Source organism: Variovorax sp. 160MFSha2.1, from assembly GCF_048305075.1.
Taxonomy (GTDB): Bacteria; Pseudomonadota; Gammaproteobacteria; order Burkholderiales; family Burkholderiaceae_C; genus Variovorax; species Variovorax guangxiensis.
This window is the reverse complement of the sequence record NZ_CP157624.1, coordinates 1,024,508-1,041,494: the sequence shown is the minus strand read 5'-3', so window position 1 is coordinate 1,041,494 and position 16,987 is coordinate 1,024,508. Positions and strand designations below refer to the sequence as shown.

Below are 16,987 nucleotides of genomic sequence, written 5' to 3'. Positions count from 1 at the left end.
TTGCCGCCCTCAGAACAGCGCCGCCTGCGCCGGCTCTGCCGCCGCGGCAGCAGAGCCGGACATCGCCATCGCGTTGGCCGCCGGCCGGTGCCCGTCCGCCACCACGAAGGGCAGCACCTTGCGCGCCGGCACGTGCAGGCGCCGCAGGTCGTCGGCACGCACCCGTCGAACGCGCCGCGCCTGCAGCAGCCGCTCCACGGCCTTCACCCCGAGGCCGGGCACGCGCAGCAGCATCTCGCGCGGGGCGTGGTTCAGGTCGACCGGAAAGCGCTCCGCATGCGCCAGCGCCCAGGCCAGCTTGGGATCGACGTCCAGCCGCAGCAGGCCGTCGGGCGACGCCACGATCTCCTGGTGCTCGAAGCCGTAGAAGCGCATGAGCCAGTCGGCCTGGTAGAGCCGGTGCTCGCGCATCAGCGGCGGCGCGGCCAGCGGCAGCGCGCGGGCCGCGTCGGGAATGGGGCTGAAGGCCGAGTAGTACACGCGCCGCAGCTTGTAGGCGCCGTAGAGCGTGGCGCTGGAGGCCAGGATGTGCCGGTCGTCGGTGGCGTCGGCGCCCACGATCATCTGCGTGCTCTGGCCGGCGGGCGCGAAGGGCGGCGGCTTCGCGGCGGCCGGCGCGGCGCCCGGCAGAGCGCGGATCGGCAACACGCGGCGCGCCTCCTCGCGGGTGTCGTCGATGCGAAGCCGCAGCCGCGCCATCGAGCGGCGGATGGCGCTCTCGTCCTTCTCCGGAGCCAGCGCGCGCAGGCCCTCGGCGGTGGGCAGTTCGACGTTGATGCTGAGCCGGTCGGCATAGCGGCCGGCGCGCGCCAGCAGTTCGTCGCTGGCGTCGGGAATGGTCTTGAGGTGGATGTAGCCGCGGAAGTCGTGCTCCTCGCGCAGCTGGCGCGCGACCTCGACCACCTGCTCCATCGTGTGGTCGGGCGACTTGACGATGCCGCTGGACAGGAACAGGCCCTCGATGCAATTGCGCCGGTAGAAGTCGAGCGTGAGCTGCACCACCTCCTCGACCCGGAAGCGCGCCCGCGGCACGTTGCTCGATGCGCGGTTCACGCAGTAGAGGCAGTCGTACTGGCAGTGGTTGGTCAGCAGCACCTTCAGCAGCGAGATGCAGCGGCCGTCGGGCGCATAGCTGTGGCAGATGCCGGCGCCCTCGGTGGAGCCGATGCCGCGCCCGCCGAGCGAGTCGCGCGGCTGGGAGCCGCTCGACGCGCAGGAAGCGTCGTACTTGGCGGCGTCGGCCAGGATGGCGAGTTTGCGCTGGATTTCCATGGGATCGGTCGAATACTGTATGAATATACAGTTTTAAGCTGATTGTGTCCTGCCCCTGGCGTGCGGTTTTCCGGCCGCGCGACGCCGGCGATGGCTGGTTTTTCAGCCGCCGATTTGCGGGAAAACCGCAGGTCTTCCGAAAAAACTCCAATGGAATCAGTCACTTGGGTTTGACGGCCTGCGTGGCACATGCGTTGCTATCCATGCGGCACACCCGACAGAGGATGGAGACACGCCAATGACCGACCTGCCCGCACTCGCCGCCGCGCCGCCACCGCCGGCCGGCCTCCCACTCACCGCCTCGCACTGACGCGCCGCGCGTCGCGCTTCGATCCGGCCCGCGCCGGGTCGCGCCGCCGCATGGCCGTGCCGGCCGGGGGGAGCCGCTTTTCCCCCATCGCTTGTTCAACCAGAACCACAACGGAGACAGAGAAGATGATCAGAACCCAGAAGAAGAGCACCCGCCTTCGCCCGACCCCCGTGCGCATCGGCACGCTGCTGGCCGTGCTGGCGCTCACCGCCTGCGGCGGCGGCAGCGGCGGAGGTGGAGGCGGCTTCAGCTTCATTCCGCCCGCTGCCGGCGGAGGTGGAGGCGGCTTCAGCTTCATTCCGCCCGCTGCCGGCGGAGGCGGAGGCGGAGGAGGCGGTGGCGGCGCCACGCCCACCGACCCGTCCGGCCCCGGCAACCCGCCGCCGGTCGATGCCACGGTGCGCATCGGCGTGTTGTCCTCGTCGCCGCAGCTGGTGACCGGCGACGACGCGCTGGTCGAGCTGGAGCTGCTGCGCGAGAAGGCCGACGGCAGCCTCGCGGTGTCGGTCGACGGGCGCGACGTGACGGCGGCGTTCTCGCGCGACCCCGCCAGCGGCCGCCTGGTGGGCAAGGTCACGGGGCTCAAGCCGGGCTCCAACGAGCTGGTCGCGAGCTACGGCGGCTACAGCGCGAAGCTGCAGCTGACGGCCTACCCGATCACCGGCCCGGTGATCTCCGGCCCGCACGAGGAGCCCTTCGTGTGCGGCTACGCCACCTTCACCCGCATGGGCGGCCAGGTGCTCAAGCCGCTGGACGACGGCAAGTGCTCGGTGGAGACGCGCGTCGACTACTACTACCGCACCACCGCCGGCAGCAACGTGCGCTTCGTGCCGGAATCGATCACCGCCTACCCGGCCAACATGGCCTGGCTCACCATCAACGGCAAGCAGGTGCCCTACGTGGTGCGGCTCGAAAGCGGCACCATCAACCGCGGGCTGTACCAGTCGGCGATCCTGCACGACGTGCTCAACGAGCCCGCGCCCTCGCCCACCTCGCGCCCGGCCGGCTGGAACGGCACGCTGCTCTACCCGCTGGGTGGCGGCTGCCAGGGCGGATGGTTCCAGCAGGGCAACGACTTCGCCACGCTGATCAACCCGACCTACCAGAGCCGCGGCTTCGCCGTGACCACCTCCACGCTCAACGTCTTCGGCACCAACTGCAACGACCAGCTTTCCTCGGAGACCATCGCGATGGTGAAGGAGCGCTTCATCGAGAACTTCGGCGTGCCGGCCCACACCATCGGCACCGGCGGCTCGGGCGGCTCCTACCAGAGCCACCAGACCAGCGACAACTACCCCGGCCTGTTCGACGGCGTGGTGGTGAGCCAGGTGTTCGCCGACGTCACCTCCTCCACCATCTTCAAGCTGCACGACTCGCGCGTGCTCAACAACTACTTCAACGACCCTGCCACCGCGGCGCTGGCCTACACCACGGCCGAGAAGCAGGCGATCTCGGGCTACCTGCAGATCGGCAACATCCCCAACATGAGCAACAGCGCGGGTCGCCTGGATCCCACTGTTTCGTTCCCCGCGGGCGTGCCCGCCGAGCAGCGCTACAACGCGCTGACCAACCCCACGGGCGCGCGCGCGACGGTGTTCGACCACACGGTGAACGTCTACGGCAAGACCGAGGCCGAGGGCTTCGCGCTGCGCCCGATCGACAACGTGGGCATCCAGTACGGCCTGAACGCGCTCAACGAGGGCAAGCTCGGCATCGAGAAGTTCCTCGACCTGAACGAGCGCGTGGGCGGCGTCGACCGCGACATGAAGCGCACCGCCGCGCGCACCGTGGGCGACATCGACGCGCTGCGCCGGGCCTACCAGTCGGGCCGCATCGTCAACGGCGCGGGCGGGCTGGCCTCCACCGCCATCATCGACCTGCGCGACTACAACGACGGCGCCACCGGCGGCGACATCCACACCAAGATCCACTCGTTCTCGATGCGCGAGCGCCTGCGCCGCGCCAACGGCAACATCGACAACCACGTGATGTGGACCATGGGCGGCGGCAGCGCGGCCGCCTTCGACGAGATGGTGAAGTGGCTCACCGCGGTGAAGGCCGACACCTCCGATCGCACCAAGGCACAGAAGATCGCCGCCAACCGCCCGGCCGACCTGCAGGACGCCTGCTGGAACGCGGGCCTGAAGTACACCGAGGAGCAGACCGCCTTCGGCACCGGCGCGTGCAACACCTTCTACCCGGCCGGCACCACGCCGCGCATGGCAGCGGGCGGCCCGCTCACCGACGACATCGCCAAGTGCCAGCTGAAGCCGCTGAACCCGTCGGACTACAGCGTGAGCTTCAACCCCACGCAATGGGCACGCCTGAACGCAGCCTTCCCCGACGGCGTGTGCGACTGGACCAAGCCCGGCGTCGGCCAGCAGCCGCTCGCCGGCACCTGGCTGTCGTTCGGGCCGTCGCCCGTGAACCTGCTGTTCGACATCACGAAGAAGCTGATGTCGAGCTTCCTGTAAGCCAAGCCGCGGGCGGCCTGCACGCGCGACCGCACATGCAGGCCCGCCCGCCTTTTCCCCTGGAGTGAACCTTGAAAGCATCCATGAAGAAGACCCCTGTGTCCGCCGTCCACCTCGCACTGGGCCTGGCCCTCGGCCTGGCCGCCGCCACCGGCGCGCACGCGCAAGACTTTCCCGCGGGCAAGCCCATCACCATCGTCGTACCCTTCGCGGCCGGCGGCCCCACCGACCGGGTGGCGCGCGACCTGGCCGAGGCCATGCGCAAGCCGCTGGACGGCACCAGCATCGTGATCGACAACGCCGCCGGTGCCGGCAGCACCATCGGCAACGCCAAGGTGGCGCGCGCCCGGCCCGACGGCTACACGCTGCTGCTCACCCACGTGGGCATGGCCACCACGCCGGTGCTCTACCGCAAGCTGCCTTACGACTACGAGACCGACTTCGAATACCTGGGCATGATCAACGACGTGCCCATGACCGTCATCGGCAAGCCCCAGCTGGAGGCCGGCAGCTTCAAGGAACTGCGCGAGTGGATCGCGAAGAACCCCGGCAAGACCAACCTCGGCAACGCGGGCATCGGCTCGGCCTCGCACCTGTGCGGGCTGCTGCTGCAAAGCGAGCTCAAGGCCGAGATGACCACCGTGCCCTACAAGGGCACCGCCCCCGCCATCGCCGACCTGCTCGGCGGGCAGATCGACCTGCTGTGCGACCAGACCACCAACACCACTTCGCAGATCGAGGCCAGGAAGGTCAAGGCCTACGGCGTGACCACGCTCAAGCGGCTGGGCACGCCCGCGCTGAAGGACCTGCCCACGCTGGACGAGTCGGGGCTGAAGAACTTCCAGGTGACCATCTGGCACGGCCTCTACGCGCCCAAGGGCACGCCCGCGCCGGTGCTCAAGAAGCTCAACGACGCGCTCAAGGTCGCGCTGAAGGACCCCGACTTCATCAGGAAGGAGGAAGGCCTGGGCGCGGTGGTGGTGGCCGACCGGCGCGTCGAGCCGGCCGAGCACAGGAAGTTCGTGCAGCAGGAGGTGGCGCGCTTCGGCCCGGTCATCAAGGCCGCCGGCGTGTACGCCGACTGAGGCACGCGCATGGTGCGACGCATGGGCGACAGCGAGGGTAATTCCGCCTCGGCGCGGCAGGGAGTGCTGCATACCATCAGGGCCCTTTGCTGCCCGACGGCGGACTCCCGCTTCCCGCTCCCGTGTCGTCACTGCTCCTATCGGCCGGCCGCGCCGTGCTGAAGCTTTCCGCGCCTTACCGGGCCGGCTTTGCCGGATCGCCCGACGACCTGCGCGACAAGGCCGTGCTGGCGCGCTTCCACGGCGACGCCCCCACCCTCGCGGCCGGGGCGCCGCCTCTCGCGCGCTGGCGCCTGTGGGCCGCCGTCTGCGTGTGGCTGTGCCTCATCGCGGCCGGCGGCGCGCTGGCCTACCTGCTGGGCGAGCGCGCGGGCATCCGCTCGCTGCAGCAGGGCACGCTGCACCGGCTCGACATCTACGCCACCAGCCTGCGCAGCGAGCTCAGCCGCTACGAATACCTGCCGCAGGTGGTGTCGCTGAGCCCCGACGTGCTCGACCTGCTGCGCAAGCCGCGCGACGCCGGCCAGCAGCTGGACGCCAACGTCTACCTCGAGACCGTCAACGCGCACGCGCAGGCCTCGGCCATCTACGTGATGGACGAGACCGGCCTCACGCTGGCCGCCAGCAACTGGAACCAGCCGGGCAGCTTCGTGGACATGAACTTCTCCTACCGCCCCTACTTCCAGGACGCGCTGCGCGGCGTGCCGGGGCGCTTCTACGGCATCGGCACGGTCAGCCGCGAGCCGGGCTACTACTTCTCGTTCGGCATCATCGACGGCGCGCGCCGGCTGGGCGTGGCCACCGTGAAGGTCAACCTCGACAAGCTCGACGCAGCCTGGTCGCATTCGGCCGACCGTGTGTTCGCCATCGACGGCAACGGCGTGGTGTTCCTCTCCTCCGACCCCGGCTGGAAATTCCGCGCGCTGCGCCCGCTGTCGAGCGAGACGCTCCGGCAGCTCGCGCAGACGCGCCAGTACACAGAGGCCGGCGCGCTCACGCCCATCGACATGCGCGAGCACCGGCCGCTGTCGGGCGGCGAAGGCACCGTGGTGCAGCTGCGCGCGAACGAGGAGGCGCCGCAGCGCCCCGGCGCCACGCCCTTCGGCCCCGACTACCTGCTCGACAGCCGCCGGGTCGACGGCACCGACTGGAAGCTCATCATGCTGTCGGACATGAAGCCGGCGCACGCGCTCGCCCGCACCAGCGCGCTGGCCACGATGTTCGCGCTGGTGTTCCTCACGCTGCTGGTGATGTACCTGCAGCAGCGCCGGCGCATCGTGCACCAGCGGCTGGCCGCGCGCGAGGCGCTGCAGGGCGCCTACGACGAGCTGGAGCACAAGGTCGAGCTGCGCACCGAGGCGCTGAGCGAGGCCAACCAGCACCTGCAGACCGAGATCGCCGAGCGCAAGCGCGCCGAGGAGATGCTGAAGAACACGCTCGACGACCTGGTGCAGACCGGCAAGATGGCCGTGCTGGGCCAGATGTCGGCCGGCATCACGCACGAGCTCAACCAGCCGCTGGCCGCGTTGCGCACGCTGTCGGCCAATGCGGTGGTGTTCCTGGAGCGCGGGCAGTCCGAGCAGGTCGACCTGAACCTGCGCACCATCTGCGAGCTGACCGACCGCATGGGCCAGATCACCGCGCAGCTCAAGAAATTCGCGCGCCGCTCGGCGGTGGAACTGCAGTCGGTGGCGCTGGCCGACGTGATCGCCGATGCGCTCTTCCTGCTGGGCCAGCGCATCCGCCAGGAGCGCATCGAGCTCGAGCAGTTCATCGAGCCCGGGCTCTTCGCGCGCTGCGAGGGCAACCGGCTCGAGCAGGTGCTGGTGAACCTGCTGGTCAACGCCTTCGACGCGGTCGCGGCCGCCGGTGCCAGCCCGCGCCGCGTGCGCATCGCGGCGCGCCGCACCGCCGAGGGCGTTGCGGTGGAGGTGCACGACAACGGCACCGGCATCGCGCCCGAGGTGATGCCGCGCCTCTTCGAGCCCTTCTTCACCACCAAGGAACAGGGCCTGGGCCTGGGCCTGGGGCTGGCCATCTCGGCCGGCATCGTGCGCGACTTCGGCGGGCTGCTGCGCGCCGGCGAGGGCGAACTCGGCGGCGCGGCCTTCGTGGTCACGCTGCGCGATGGCGGCACACGCAATGCAGGGAACATTTCATGACTGAACACGAGCTCGAGGTTCTCTTCGTCGAGGACGACCCGGCCGTGCGGCTGGGCAGCACGCAGGCGCTGCAGCTGGCGGGCTTGCGCGTGACGGGCTTCGGCTCGGCCGAGCAGGTGCTGCCGCGCGTGGTGCCGGGCTTTGCCGGCGTGCTGGTCACCGACGTGAGGCTGCCCGGCATGGACGGGCTGGCGCTGCTGTCGCGCGCGCTGCAGATCGACCCGACGCTGCCCGTCATCCTCGTCACCGGCCACGGCGACATCACCATGGCGGTGCAGGCCATGCGCCTGGGCGCCTACGACTTCCTGGAGAAACCCTTCTCGCCCGACCAGCTCACCGAGGTGGTCCAGCGGGCGCTGGAGAAGCGCGCGCTGAGTCTCGAGGTCGACCAGCTGCGCCGCAAGCTCGCGGGCTACGAGTCGATCGAGGCGCGGCTGATCGGGCGTTCCTCGGCCATGCAGCGGCTGCGCCGGCTGGTGCTGGACGTGGCCAGCTCCGACGCCGACGTGCTGATCCTCGGCGAGACCGGCACCGGCAAGGAGCTGGTGGCGCGCTGCCTGCACGACTGCGGGCGCCGGCGCGAGGGCAACTTCGCGGCCATCAACTGCGGCGGCATGCCCGAGGCGCTGTTCGAGAGCGAGATGTTCGGCCACGAGGCCGGCGCCTTCACCGGCGCGGCGCGCAGGCGCATCGGCAAGATCGAGCATGCGCGCGGCGGCACGCTGTTCCTCGACGAGATCGAGACCATGCCGATGAACCTGCAGGTCAAGATGCTGCGCGCCCTGCAGGAGCGGCAGTTCGAGCGGCTGGGCTCCAACGAGCTGCGCCCGATGGACAGCCGCGTGGTCGCCGCCACCAAGGCCGACCTGCTGCAGGCCGCGCAGGCGCAGAAGTTCCGCGACGACCTCTACTACCGCCTGAGCGTGGTGGTGCTGCACCTGCCGCCGCTGCGCGAGCGGCGCGAGGACATTCCGCTGCTGTTCACCCACTTCGCGATGCAGGCGGCGCTGCGCCACGGACGCGAGCAGCCCGCCGTCGCGCCGCGCCACCTGCAGGCGCTGATGGCGCATGCCTGGCCCGGCAACGTGCGCGAGCTGCGCAACATCGCCGACCGCTTCGTGCTCGGGCTGTGGGACGGCGAAGAGGGCTTCCGCAGCCTCGCGCAGGAACCGCACTCGCTCGACGAGCAGATGGCGCAGTTCGAGCGCTACCTGATCCGCGAGGCGCTGGAGGCCTGCAACGGCAGCGCCGCCGCCGCGGCCGAACGCCTGGGCGTGCCGCGCAAGACCCTGTACGACAAGATGCGCCGGCTCGGCCCGCTGGACGCGGCCCCGTCCGACGAGACAATGCCACGGCGCGCGTTGCGCAGCGCCTGAACCTTGGCTAGGCTCGCGGTCAGATGACCGAAGCCGCCACGACCGCCCCACAGCCTGATCCATCCGCCGCATCGGCCCTGCCGCTGGCCACGAGCCTCGCCGAAGGCGGCCTTGCCGCCAGGTTCAACACCCCCGAGGGCGTACCGGCCTTCGCGGTGCGCTGGCAGGGCGCGGTGCACGCCTACCTCAACCAGTGCCCGCATGCCGGCGGGCCGCTCGACTTCGAGGGCCAGGTGCTGGAGAGTTCAGGCCGCTTCCTGATGTGCGCGCGGCACGGCGCCATCTTCGAGCCCGACACCGGCAAGTGCGTCGGCGGCCCGTGCCGGGGCGCGCGGCTCACGCCGGTGGCCGTGCACGAGAAGGCCGACGGCAGCGTTTGGCCCGGCGCGGGCGGCTGAAAGCAAGCCAGGACAAGACAACAACCATCCAGGAGCAACGACATGCGCAACTGCAACACCCTATTTCGCACTCTCCCGCATGCGGCCCTGCCGGCCGCGGCGCTCGCGCTGGCCGGCCTGCTGGCGGGCTGCGCGGGCATGTCCTCGCCGGTGGGCAAGGGCTCCACGGGCATGAAGGTCAGCTCCAGCGCCTTCGCGGACGGCGGCACGATTCCGGCCGAGCACGCGGGCGTTGGCGACTGCGGCGGCAAGAACATCTCGCCGCCGGTGGCCTGGAGCAACCTGCCGGCCAAGACGAAGTCGGTCGCGGTGCTGGTCTTCGACCCGGACGGGGCGGCCGGCCTGGGCGTGTCGCACTGGGTGGCCTACAACATCGCGGCCGAGCGCGGCGAGCTCAAGGCGGGCGAAGGGGCCGCGGGCTCGAACTTCGACTTCACCATGGGCCCGAACGTGGCCGGCACGCCCTCCTACCGCGGCATGTGCCCGCCGGCGGGCGACCGGCCGCACCACTACGTCATGACAGTGATCGCCACCGAGCTCGCGCCGGGCAGCCTGCCCGCCGGCCTGGGCCGCGACGCGCTGCTGGCCGCGCTCAAGGGCCGTGCGCTGGGCGGCCAGAGCGTGGTGGGCCTCTACAGCCGCTGAGCCGGGTTGGCCGCAGTTAATAATTAAGACCTCCTCACGCCAGCCCGCCAGCATTGGCTGCAGCCGCTTCCACGAAAGCTTCATCGATGGCCCTGCCCGCCGCCACCTCCGGCTCCACGCCGGTTTCGCCTTCCGCCGCCGGCGACCTCGACGCCATGTTCGACCTGGCGCCGGTCTCCCTCTGGATCGAGGACTACGGCGACCTCAAGCGCAAGCTCGACGGCTGGCGCGCCGAGGGCATCACCGACCTGGTGGCGCACCTGCAGGCCGAACCGCAGCGGATCAGCGACTGCATGGCGCTGCTGAAGGTGCTGCGGGTCAACCAGCACACGCTGAAGCTCTTCGGCGCCGACAGCGAGCAGACCCTGCTGGGCGCGCTCGACCGCGTGTTCCGCGGCGACATGTCGGCCACCGTGGTGCACGAGCTCGACCAGCTCTGGCGCGGCCAGCTCAGCTTCGAGAGCGAGACCGTCAACTACGCGCTCGACGGCCGCCGGCTCGACGTGCGCGTGCGCGCCCGCGTGCTGCCGGGCTACGAAGACAGCTGGAGCCGCGTGCTGGTGGCGCTGGACGACGTCACCGAGCGCGTGGCCGCGCAGCGCCTGCGCGACGAGAGCGCGATGTACGCGCGCAGCCTGTTCGACCGCTCGCCGGTGTCGCTGTGGGTGGAAGACTTCAGCGCGGTGCGCTCGCTGATGGAAACCATCCGCTCGCGCGGCATCACCGACTTCGCCACCTTCATCAAGGTGCACCCCGACTTCGTGACGCGCTGCATGCAGGAGATCCGCGTCATCGACGTCAACCACGAAACGCTGCGCATGTTCGGCGCGCCCGACCTGCAGACGCTGCTGGGCAACCTGCCGCGCATCTTCCGCGACGAGATGCGCGAGTCCTTCGCCGAGCAGCTGCAGGACCTTTGGAACGGCAAGACCGTGCAGCACCGCGAGGTGCTCAACTACTCGCTGTCGGGCGAGGTGCTCAACATCCACATGCAGTTCGCGGTGCAGGACGACCGGCTCGACACCTGGGACCTGGTGCTGGTCTCGCTGGTCGACATCACCGCGCGCAAGAAGGCCGAGGCGTATCTCGAATACCTCGGCAAGCACGACGTGCTCACGCAGCTGTGCAACCGCACCTACTACACCGAGGAGCTCAACCGCCTCTCGCGCAAGGGCCCGTGGCCGGTGTCGATCGTGGCCATCGACCTCAACGGCCTGAAGCAGGTCAACGACCAGGAAGGCCACGCCGCCGGCGACACCCTGCTGCGCCGCATGGGCGAGGTGCTCGACAAGGCCGTCGACCTGCCCGCCTGGCCCGCGCGCATCGGCGGCGACGAGTTCGCGGTGCTGCTGCCCATGACCGACGAACGCGGCGCCGAGGCCATGCGCGAGCGCATCCTCACGCTGCTGGAAATGAACAACCAGTTCCACGCCGGCCAGAGCGGCCACGCGCTGAGCCTGGCCATCGGCCTCGCGACCTGCCACGGCGACGAGCCGCTGGAGGCCGCGCTGCAGCGGGCCGACCGGGCGATGTACGAGGACAAGTCGCGGTACTACGAGAGCACCGAAGCCGACCGCCGCAGGTAGGGCTGCCAGCGCTGGCGCCCGCTATCGGGAAGACGGTTCTCCATCGCCCGGCCCCCTCACCCGCTCCAGCACGAAATCGATGAAGGTCCGGATCGCCCGCGTGTGCTGGCGGTTGGGCATGTAGAGCATGAACATCTGCGTGCCGAAGATCGAGAGGCGCCAGTCGTCCAGCGTGGTCACCACGTCGCCGCGGCGCACGTCTTCCTGCACCACGTAGTCGGGCACGAGGCCTATGCCCAGGCCGGCGAGGATGGCCTGGCGCAGGAACAGGAAGTTCTCGGAGATCAGCGTGGGCTCCAGGATCACCTCGCGTCTAGTTTCGCCCTGGTAGGCCGACACGCGCAGCTGCCGGCCGATGACGGCGGCCGTGACCACCGGCGCGCCCTGCAGCGCGTCGAGCTGCACCGGCAGCGGGTTCTTCGCGGCGTACTCGCTCGAGGCGCAGGCCACGTAGCGCACCGGCCCCATCGCGCGCGCCACCAGGTTCTGCGGGGGCTCGGGAATCACGCGGATGGCGATGTCCACTTCGTCGCGCAGCAGGTCCTCGATGCGGTTCTCGAACACCACGTCAAGCACGATGCCGGGGTACTGGCGCTTGAAGTCGATCAGCCAGTCGGCCATGACCAGCTGCCCGTATCCGCTGGGCACGCTCAGGCGCACGCGGCCCTGCAGGCCCTGGCCCAGCGTGGTGACGGATTCGCGCGCCGCCAGCAGCTCGGCCTGGATGGCGATGCCGTGCTGGTACAGGCGCAGGCCGATCTCGGTCGGCTCGGCGCGCCGGGTGGTGCGCCGCACGAGCTGCGCACCGACCGAGCGTTCGAGCTGGTTCAGGTGGTAGCTGACGTTGGCGCGGGTCATCTTGAGCCGCCGCGCGGCCGCGCTCAGGTTGCCGGCGTCGAGGATTTCCACCAACAGGGTGAGCGACTGGAGGTCCATGGGCCGATTGTGTCAAAAATGCTTTGACAGTCTGTCAACCGGCTATGCAATTGTCAAAGCGCCAGCTCAGGCCAAGAATGCCGGGTTCACCCCAGAGCCTCGGACCCACCTGGTCCGCAACGCGAGAGACAAGCAAGCACATGGCCACCGACAGCACCCCCAGCCCCTCCACGTCCACCGGTCCCGTCACCTTCGAACGTCTAGGCGACGTGTTCTTGGTGACCATCGACAACCCGCCCGTCAACGCCCTGGGCGTGGACGTGCGCCGCGGCCTCGTGGCCGCCATCGACGCGGCCGAGGCCGACGGCGCGGCCAAGGCGGTGCTGATCGTCGGCGCGGGCCGCAACTTCATCGCGGGTGCCGACATCCGCGAGTTCGGCAAGACGCCGCAGCCGCCCTCGCTGCCCGAGGCCTGCCTGAAGATCGAGAACTGCACCAAGCCGGTGATCGCCGCCATCCACGGCGCCGCGCTCGGCGGCGGGCTGGAAGTGGCGCTGTCGGCGCACTACCGCATCGCCTCGCCCACCGCCAAGCTGGGCCTGCCCGAAGTGGCGCTGGGCCTGCTGCCCGGCTCGGGCGGCACGCAGCGCGCGCCGCGCCTCATCGGCGTGAAGCCCGCCATCGAACTCATGCTCAGCGGCCGCCACGCGGGCGCGAAGGAAGCGCTGTCGCTCGGCCTCGTCGACCGCCTCGCCACCGAAGCAGACGCGCGCGCCGAAGGCCTCGCCTACGCGAATGAACTGGTCGCCGCCAACGCCCCCGTGCGCCGCACCCGCGACGCCGGCGCGCTGGCCGACAAGGAAGCCGCCCGCGCCGCCCTCGAAGCCGCGCGCGCCGACACCGCCAAGAAGAGCCGCGGCCTGTTCTCGCCGATGAAGATCGTCGAAGCCGTCGAGGCCGCGCTCACGCTGCCCTTCGACGAAGGCATGGCGCTGGAGCGCAAGCTGTTCCTGCAGTGCATCGACAGCCCGCAGCGCGCCGGCCTGATCCACGCCTTCTTCGCCGAACGCGAAGTGCTCAAGGCACCCGAGACCAAGTCGGCCAGCCCGCGCGCGCTGGAGTCGGCCGGCATCGTCGGCGGCGGCACCATGGGCGCGGGCATCGCGGTGGCGATGCTCGACGCGGGCTTGCCCGTGACCATGATCGAGCGCGACGACACGCAGCTCGCGCGCGGCCGCGCCAACGTCGAGAAGGTGTACGACGGCCTCATCGCCAAGGGCCGCATGACGCCCGAGGCCAAGGCCGCCGTCATGGCGCGCTTCTCGGGCTCGACCAGCTACGACGCGCTCGCCAACGTCGACATCGTGGTGGAAGCCGTGTTCGAGGACATGGCCGTGAAGAAGGCCGTGTTCGCCGAGCTCGACCGCGTGTGCAAGCGCGGCGCGGTGCTGGCCACCAACACCTCGTACCTCGACATCGACGAGATCGCCGCCAGCATCTCGCGCCCGCAGGACGTGGTGGGCCTGCACTTCTTCTCGCCCGCCAACATCATGAAGCTGCTGGAGATCGTGGTGCCCGCCAAGGTGAGCGCCGACGTGGTCGCCACCGGCTTCGAGCTCGCCAAGAAGCTCAAGAAGGTGCCGGTGCGCGCCGGCGTGTGCGACGGCTTCATCGGCAACCGCATCCTGGCCGTGTACCGCCAGGCCGCCGACCACATGATGGAAGACGGCGCATCGCCCTACCAGATCGACGAGGCGGTGCGCAACTTCGGCTACCCGATGGGCCCCTTCCAGGTGTCGGACCTCGCGGGCGGCGACATCGGCTGGGCCACGCGCAAGCGCAAGGCCGCCACGCGCGACCCGAAGGCGCGCTACGTGCAGATCGCCGACCGCATCTGCGAGCGCGGCTGGTTCGGCCAGAAGACGCAGCGCGGCTACTACCTCTACCCCGAGGGCGCCCGCACCGGCCAGCCCGACCCCGAGGTGCTGGCCATCATCGACGCCGAGCGCGAGCGCGCCGGCATCAAGCCGCGCGCCTTCACCGAAGAAGAAATCATGCGCCGCTACATGGCCGCGATGATCAACGAGGGCGCCAACGTCGTGCTGCAGCGCATCGCGCTGCGCCCGCTCGACGTGGACGTGACCTTCCTCTACGGCTACGGCTTCCCGCGCCACCGCGGCGGCCCGATGAAGTACGCCGACACCGTGGGCCTGCCCAAGGTGCTGGCCGACATCCAGGAGTTCGCGAAGGAAGACCCGGTCTTCTGGAAGCCCTCGCCGCTGCTGGTGCAACTGGTCGAGCGCGGCGCCGACTTCGCGAGCCTCAACCAATCCGAGTAATCACAGGCACAGACAAAGCCAGCCGTCCAAGGAGACACCCCCATGCGTGAAGCCGTCATCGTTTCCACCGCCCGCACCCCGCTGACCAAGGCGCACCGCGGCGAATTCAACATCACCCCCGGCCCCACGCTGGCGGCCTTCGCCGTGAAGGCGGCGGTGGAGCGCTCGGGCCTCGACCCCGCGCTGATCGAGGACGCGATCCTCGGCTGCGGCTACCCCGAAGGCACCACCGGCCGCAACATCGCGCGCCAGGCCATCATCCGCGCGGGCCTGCCGATCTCCATCGCCGGCACCACGGTCAACCGCTTCTGCGCCTCGGGCCTGCAGGCCATCGCCATGGCCGCGGGCCGCATCGTGGTGGACGGCGCGCCGGCCATGATCGCGGGCGGCGTCGAAAGCATCTCGCAGATCCGCAGCCGCAGCGCCACCGACTCCGGCGACAGCGGCATGGACCCGTGGATCGTCGAGCACAAGCCCGAGCTGTACATGGCGATGATCGAGACCGCCGACATCGTCGCCAAGCGCTACAACATCAGCCGCGAGGCGCAGGACCGCTTCTCGGCCGAGAGCCAGCGCCGCACCGAAGAAGCGCAGATCGCCGGCCGCTACAAGGACGAGATCGTTGCCTGCACCACCACGATGGCCGTCACCGACAAGGAGACGAAGGAAGTCAGCTACCGCGAAGTGACCGCCACCGAAGACAACTGCAACCGCCGCGGCACCACCTACGAGGCGCTCGCCAAGCTCAAGCCCGTGATGGGCGAGGACAAGTTCATCACCGCCGGCAACGCCTCGCAGCTGTCGGACGGCGCATCGGCCTGCGTGCTGATGGAAGCCAAGGATGCCGAGCGCGCCAACATCAAGCCGCTGGGCGCCTTCCGCGGCCTCGCGGTGGGCGGCTGCGAGCCCGACGAGATGGGCATCGGCCCGGTGTTCGCGGTGCCCAAGCTGCTCGCGCGCCACGGCCTCAAGGTGCAGGACATCGGCCTGTGGGAACTCAACGAGGCCTTCGCCTCGCAGTCGATCTACTGCCAGGACAAGCTGGGCATTCCCTCGGAGCTGCTCAACGTGAACGGCGGCGCGATCTCCATCGGCCACCCCTTCGGCATGACCGGCGCGCGCCTCGCGGGCCACGTACTCATCGAAGGCAAGCGCCGCGGCGCGAAGTACGCGGTGGTGACGATGTGCATCGCCGGCGGCATGGGCGCCGCCGGTCTCTTCGAAATCTACTGAAGAGGAGCCAGCAATGGACCTGAACTTCACCCCCGAAGAAGAAGCCTTCCGCAGCGAGGTGCGCGCGTTCCTGGCCGCGAAGCTGCCCGTGCGGCTGTCCGAGAAAGTGCGCAGCGGCAAGATCCTCGAGAAGGCCGACATGCAGGAATGGCACGCCATCCTCAACGAGCGCGGCTGGCTCGCCAACCACTGGCCCGAGCAGTACGGCGGCCCGGGCTGGACGGCGGTGGAGAAGTTCATCTTCGAGAACGAATGCGCGCTGGCCTTCGCGCCGCGCATCGTGCCCTTCGGCGTGAACATGCTCGGCCCGGTGCTCATCAAGTACGGCAACGAGGCGCAGAAGAAGCACTGGCTGCCGCGCATCCTCAATGGCGCCGACTGGTGGTGCCAGGGCTATTCGGAACCCGGCGCGGGCTCCGACCTCGCTGCAGTGAAGACCTCGGCCGTGCGCGGCATCGACGCGCAGGGCGACCACTTCATCGTGAACGGCCAGAAGACCTGGACCACGCTGGGCCAGCACGCCAACATGATCTTCTGCCTGGTGCGCACCAACCGCGAGGCGAAGAAGCAGGAAGGCATCAGCTTCCTGCTGATCGACATGACCTCGCCCGGCGTGGAAGTGCGCCCCATCATCACGCTCGACGGCGAGCACGAGGTCAACGAGGTGTTCTTCTCCGACGTGCGCGTGCCCGCCGAGAACCTCGTGGGCGAGGAGAACAAGGGCTGGACCTGCGCCAAGTACCTGCTGACCTACGAGCGCACCAACATCGCGGGCGTGGGCTTCTCGGTGGCCGCGCTCGAACAGCTCAAGGGCATCGCGGCCACGCAGACCAAGAACGGCAAGCCGCTGGCGGAAGACCCTGCCTTCGCCGCGCGCATGGCACGCGTCGAGATCGACCTGGAGAACATGAAGACCACCAACCTGCGCGTGATCGCGGCGGTGGCCGGCGGCGGCGTGCCCGGCGCTGAAAGCTCGATGCTGAAGATCCGCGGCACCGAGATCCGCCAGGAAATCTCGTCGCTGGCCCGCCGCGCGATGGGCGTCTACGGCCGCCCCTTCATCGCGGAAGCACTGAAGGACGGCTACACCGGCGAGACCTTCGGCCCCGATTACGCATCGGCCGCCGCCTCGCGCTACTTCAACAACCGCAAGCTGTCCATCTTCGGCGGCTCCAACGAAATCCAGAAGAACATCATCAGCAAGATGATCCTCGGCCTGTAAAGGAGACAT

The 16,987-nt window shown here is 69.7% G+C and carries 12 protein-coding genes; 10 read left to right on the top strand and 2 right to left on the bottom strand.

All coding sequences use genetic code 11. The features are described 5' to 3' along the window. Positions 1-9: 9 nt before the first annotated feature. Positions 10-1,272, bottom strand: a complete 1,263-nt coding sequence (locus ABL838_RS04450) for a putative DNA modification/repair radical SAM protein (RefSeq protein WP_418119127.1) — start codon at positions 1,270-1,272, stop codon at positions 10-12. A gap of 435 nt (positions 1,273-1,707) precedes the next feature. Here ABL838_RS04450 and ABL838_RS04445 point away from each other — a divergent pair, with 435 nt between their 5' ends. The 7 genes from ABL838_RS04445 to ABL838_RS04415 all read left to right on the top strand — a co-directional run bounded on the left by ABL838_RS04445 (position 1,708) and on the right by ABL838_RS04415 (position 11,308). Continuing rightward, positions 1,708-4,056 carry a DUF6351 family protein gene (locus ABL838_RS04445; protein ID WP_418124393.1) on the top strand — a complete coding sequence of 783 codons (2,349 nt, stop codon included), beginning with the start codon at positions 1,708-1,710 and terminating at the stop codon, positions 4,054-4,056. A gap of 83 nt (positions 4,057-4,139) precedes the next feature. Continuing rightward, positions 4,140-5,141 (top strand): tripartite tricarboxylate transporter substrate-binding protein, encoded by a 1,002-nt coding sequence (locus tag ABL838_RS04440; protein ID WP_418124391.1) that lies wholly within the window; start codon positions 4,140-4,142, stop codon positions 5,139-5,141. 122 nt (positions 5,142-5,263) lie between these two features. Beyond that, complete coding sequence (locus tag ABL838_RS04435) at positions 5,264-7,303, top strand: sensor histidine kinase (protein WP_418124389.1); 2,040 nt, start codon at positions 5,264-5,266, stop codon at positions 7,301-7,303. Then, entirely contained in the window at positions 7,300-8,679 is a 1,380-nt protein-coding gene (locus tag ABL838_RS04430; RefSeq protein ID WP_418124387.1) for a sigma-54-dependent transcriptional regulator, read from the top strand. The genes ABL838_RS04435 and ABL838_RS04430 overlap by 4 nt, the downstream gene beginning before the upstream one ends. Before the next feature lie 23 nt (positions 8,680-8,702). Next, positions 8,703-9,077, top strand: a complete 375-nt coding sequence (locus ABL838_RS04425) for a Rieske (2Fe-2S) protein (protein ID WP_126021494.1) — start codon at positions 8,703-8,705, stop codon at positions 9,075-9,077. Between the two features lie 42 nt (positions 9,078-9,119). Beyond that, positions 9,120-9,722, top strand: a complete 603-nt coding sequence (locus tag ABL838_RS04420; protein ID WP_418124384.1) for a YbhB/YbcL family Raf kinase inhibitor-like protein — start codon at positions 9,120-9,122, stop codon at positions 9,720-9,722. An 86-nt stretch (positions 9,723-9,808) separates the two neighbouring features. Beyond that, positions 9,809-11,308 carry a sensor domain-containing diguanylate cyclase gene (locus ABL838_RS04415; protein ID WP_184634592.1) on the top strand — a complete coding sequence of 500 codons (1,500 nt, stop codon included), beginning with the start codon at positions 9,809-9,811 and terminating at the stop codon, positions 11,306-11,308. 21 nt (positions 11,309-11,329) lie between these two features. Here ABL838_RS04415 and ABL838_RS04410 read toward each other — a convergent pair whose 3' ends face one another. Further along, positions 11,330-12,244: a LysR family transcriptional regulator gene (locus tag ABL838_RS04410; protein WP_184634590.1), complete on the bottom strand. Its 915-nt coding sequence runs from the start codon at positions 12,242-12,244 to the stop codon at positions 11,330-11,332. A gap of 140 nt (positions 12,245-12,384) precedes the next feature. Here ABL838_RS04410 and ABL838_RS04405 point away from each other — a divergent pair, with 140 nt between their 5' ends. From ABL838_RS04405 to ABL838_RS04395, 3 genes are read left to right on the top strand one after another with little or no spacing between them, the layout of a single operon-like run. Further along, entirely contained in the window at positions 12,385-14,523 is a 2,139-nt protein-coding gene (locus ABL838_RS04405) for a 3-hydroxyacyl-CoA dehydrogenase NAD-binding domain-containing protein (RefSeq protein ID WP_418124382.1), read from the top strand. Between the two features lie 42 nt (positions 14,524-14,565). Continuing rightward, positions 14,566-15,756, top strand: a complete 1,191-nt coding sequence (locus ABL838_RS04400) for an acetyl-CoA C-acyltransferase (protein WP_418124380.1) — start codon at positions 14,566-14,568, stop codon at positions 15,754-15,756. Between the two features lie 13 nt (positions 15,757-15,769). Continuing rightward, on the top strand, positions 15,770-16,978 hold the full coding sequence (locus ABL838_RS04395) for an acyl-CoA dehydrogenase family protein (protein ID WP_418119119.1): 1,209 nt from the start codon (positions 15,770-15,772) through the stop codon (positions 16,976-16,978). The last annotated feature ends 9 nt before the right edge of the window (positions 16,979-16,987 follow it).

What these genes read in the sequence shown, in the direction of transcription:
- ABL838_RS04405 (WP_418124382.1), top strand. Translation starts at nt 12,385, where the DNA reads ATGGCCACCGACAGCACCCCCAGCCCCTCCACGTCCACCGGTCCCGTC.
- ABL838_RS04415 (WP_184634592.1), top strand. Translation starts at nt 9,809, where the DNA reads ATGGCCCTGCCCGCCGCCACCTCCGGCTCCACGCCGGTTTCGCCTTCC.
- ABL838_RS04430 (WP_418124387.1), top strand. Translation starts at nt 7,300, where the DNA reads ATGACTGAACACGAGCTCGAGGTTCTCTTCGTCGAGGACGACCCGGCC.
- ABL838_RS04445 (WP_418124393.1), top strand. Translation starts at nt 1,708, where the DNA reads ATGATCAGAACCCAGAAGAAGAGCACCCGCCTTCGCCCGACCCCCGTG.
- ABL838_RS04420 (WP_418124384.1), top strand. Translation starts at nt 9,120, where the DNA reads ATGCGCAACTGCAACACCCTATTTCGCACTCTCCCGCATGCGGCCCTG.
- ABL838_RS04395 (WP_418119119.1), top strand. Translation starts at nt 15,770, where the DNA reads ATGGACCTGAACTTCACCCCCGAAGAAGAAGCCTTCCGCAGCGAGGTG.
- ABL838_RS04400 (WP_418124380.1), top strand. Translation starts at nt 14,566, where the DNA reads ATGCGTGAAGCCGTCATCGTTTCCACCGCCCGCACCCCGCTGACCAAG.
- ABL838_RS04440 (WP_418124391.1), top strand. Translation starts at nt 4,140, where the DNA reads ATGAAGAAGACCCCTGTGTCCGCCGTCCACCTCGCACTGGGCCTGGCC.
- ABL838_RS04410 (WP_184634590.1), bottom strand. Translation starts at nt 12,244, where the DNA reads ATGGACCTCCAGTCGCTCACCCTGTTGGTGGAAATCCTCGACGCCGGC.
- ABL838_RS04450 (WP_418119127.1), bottom strand. Translation starts at nt 1,272, where the DNA reads ATGGAAATCCAGCGCAAACTCGCCATCCTGGCCGACGCCGCCAAGTAC.
- ABL838_RS04425 (WP_126021494.1), top strand. Translation starts at nt 8,703, where the DNA reads ATGACCGAAGCCGCCACGACCGCCCCACAGCCTGATCCATCCGCCGCA.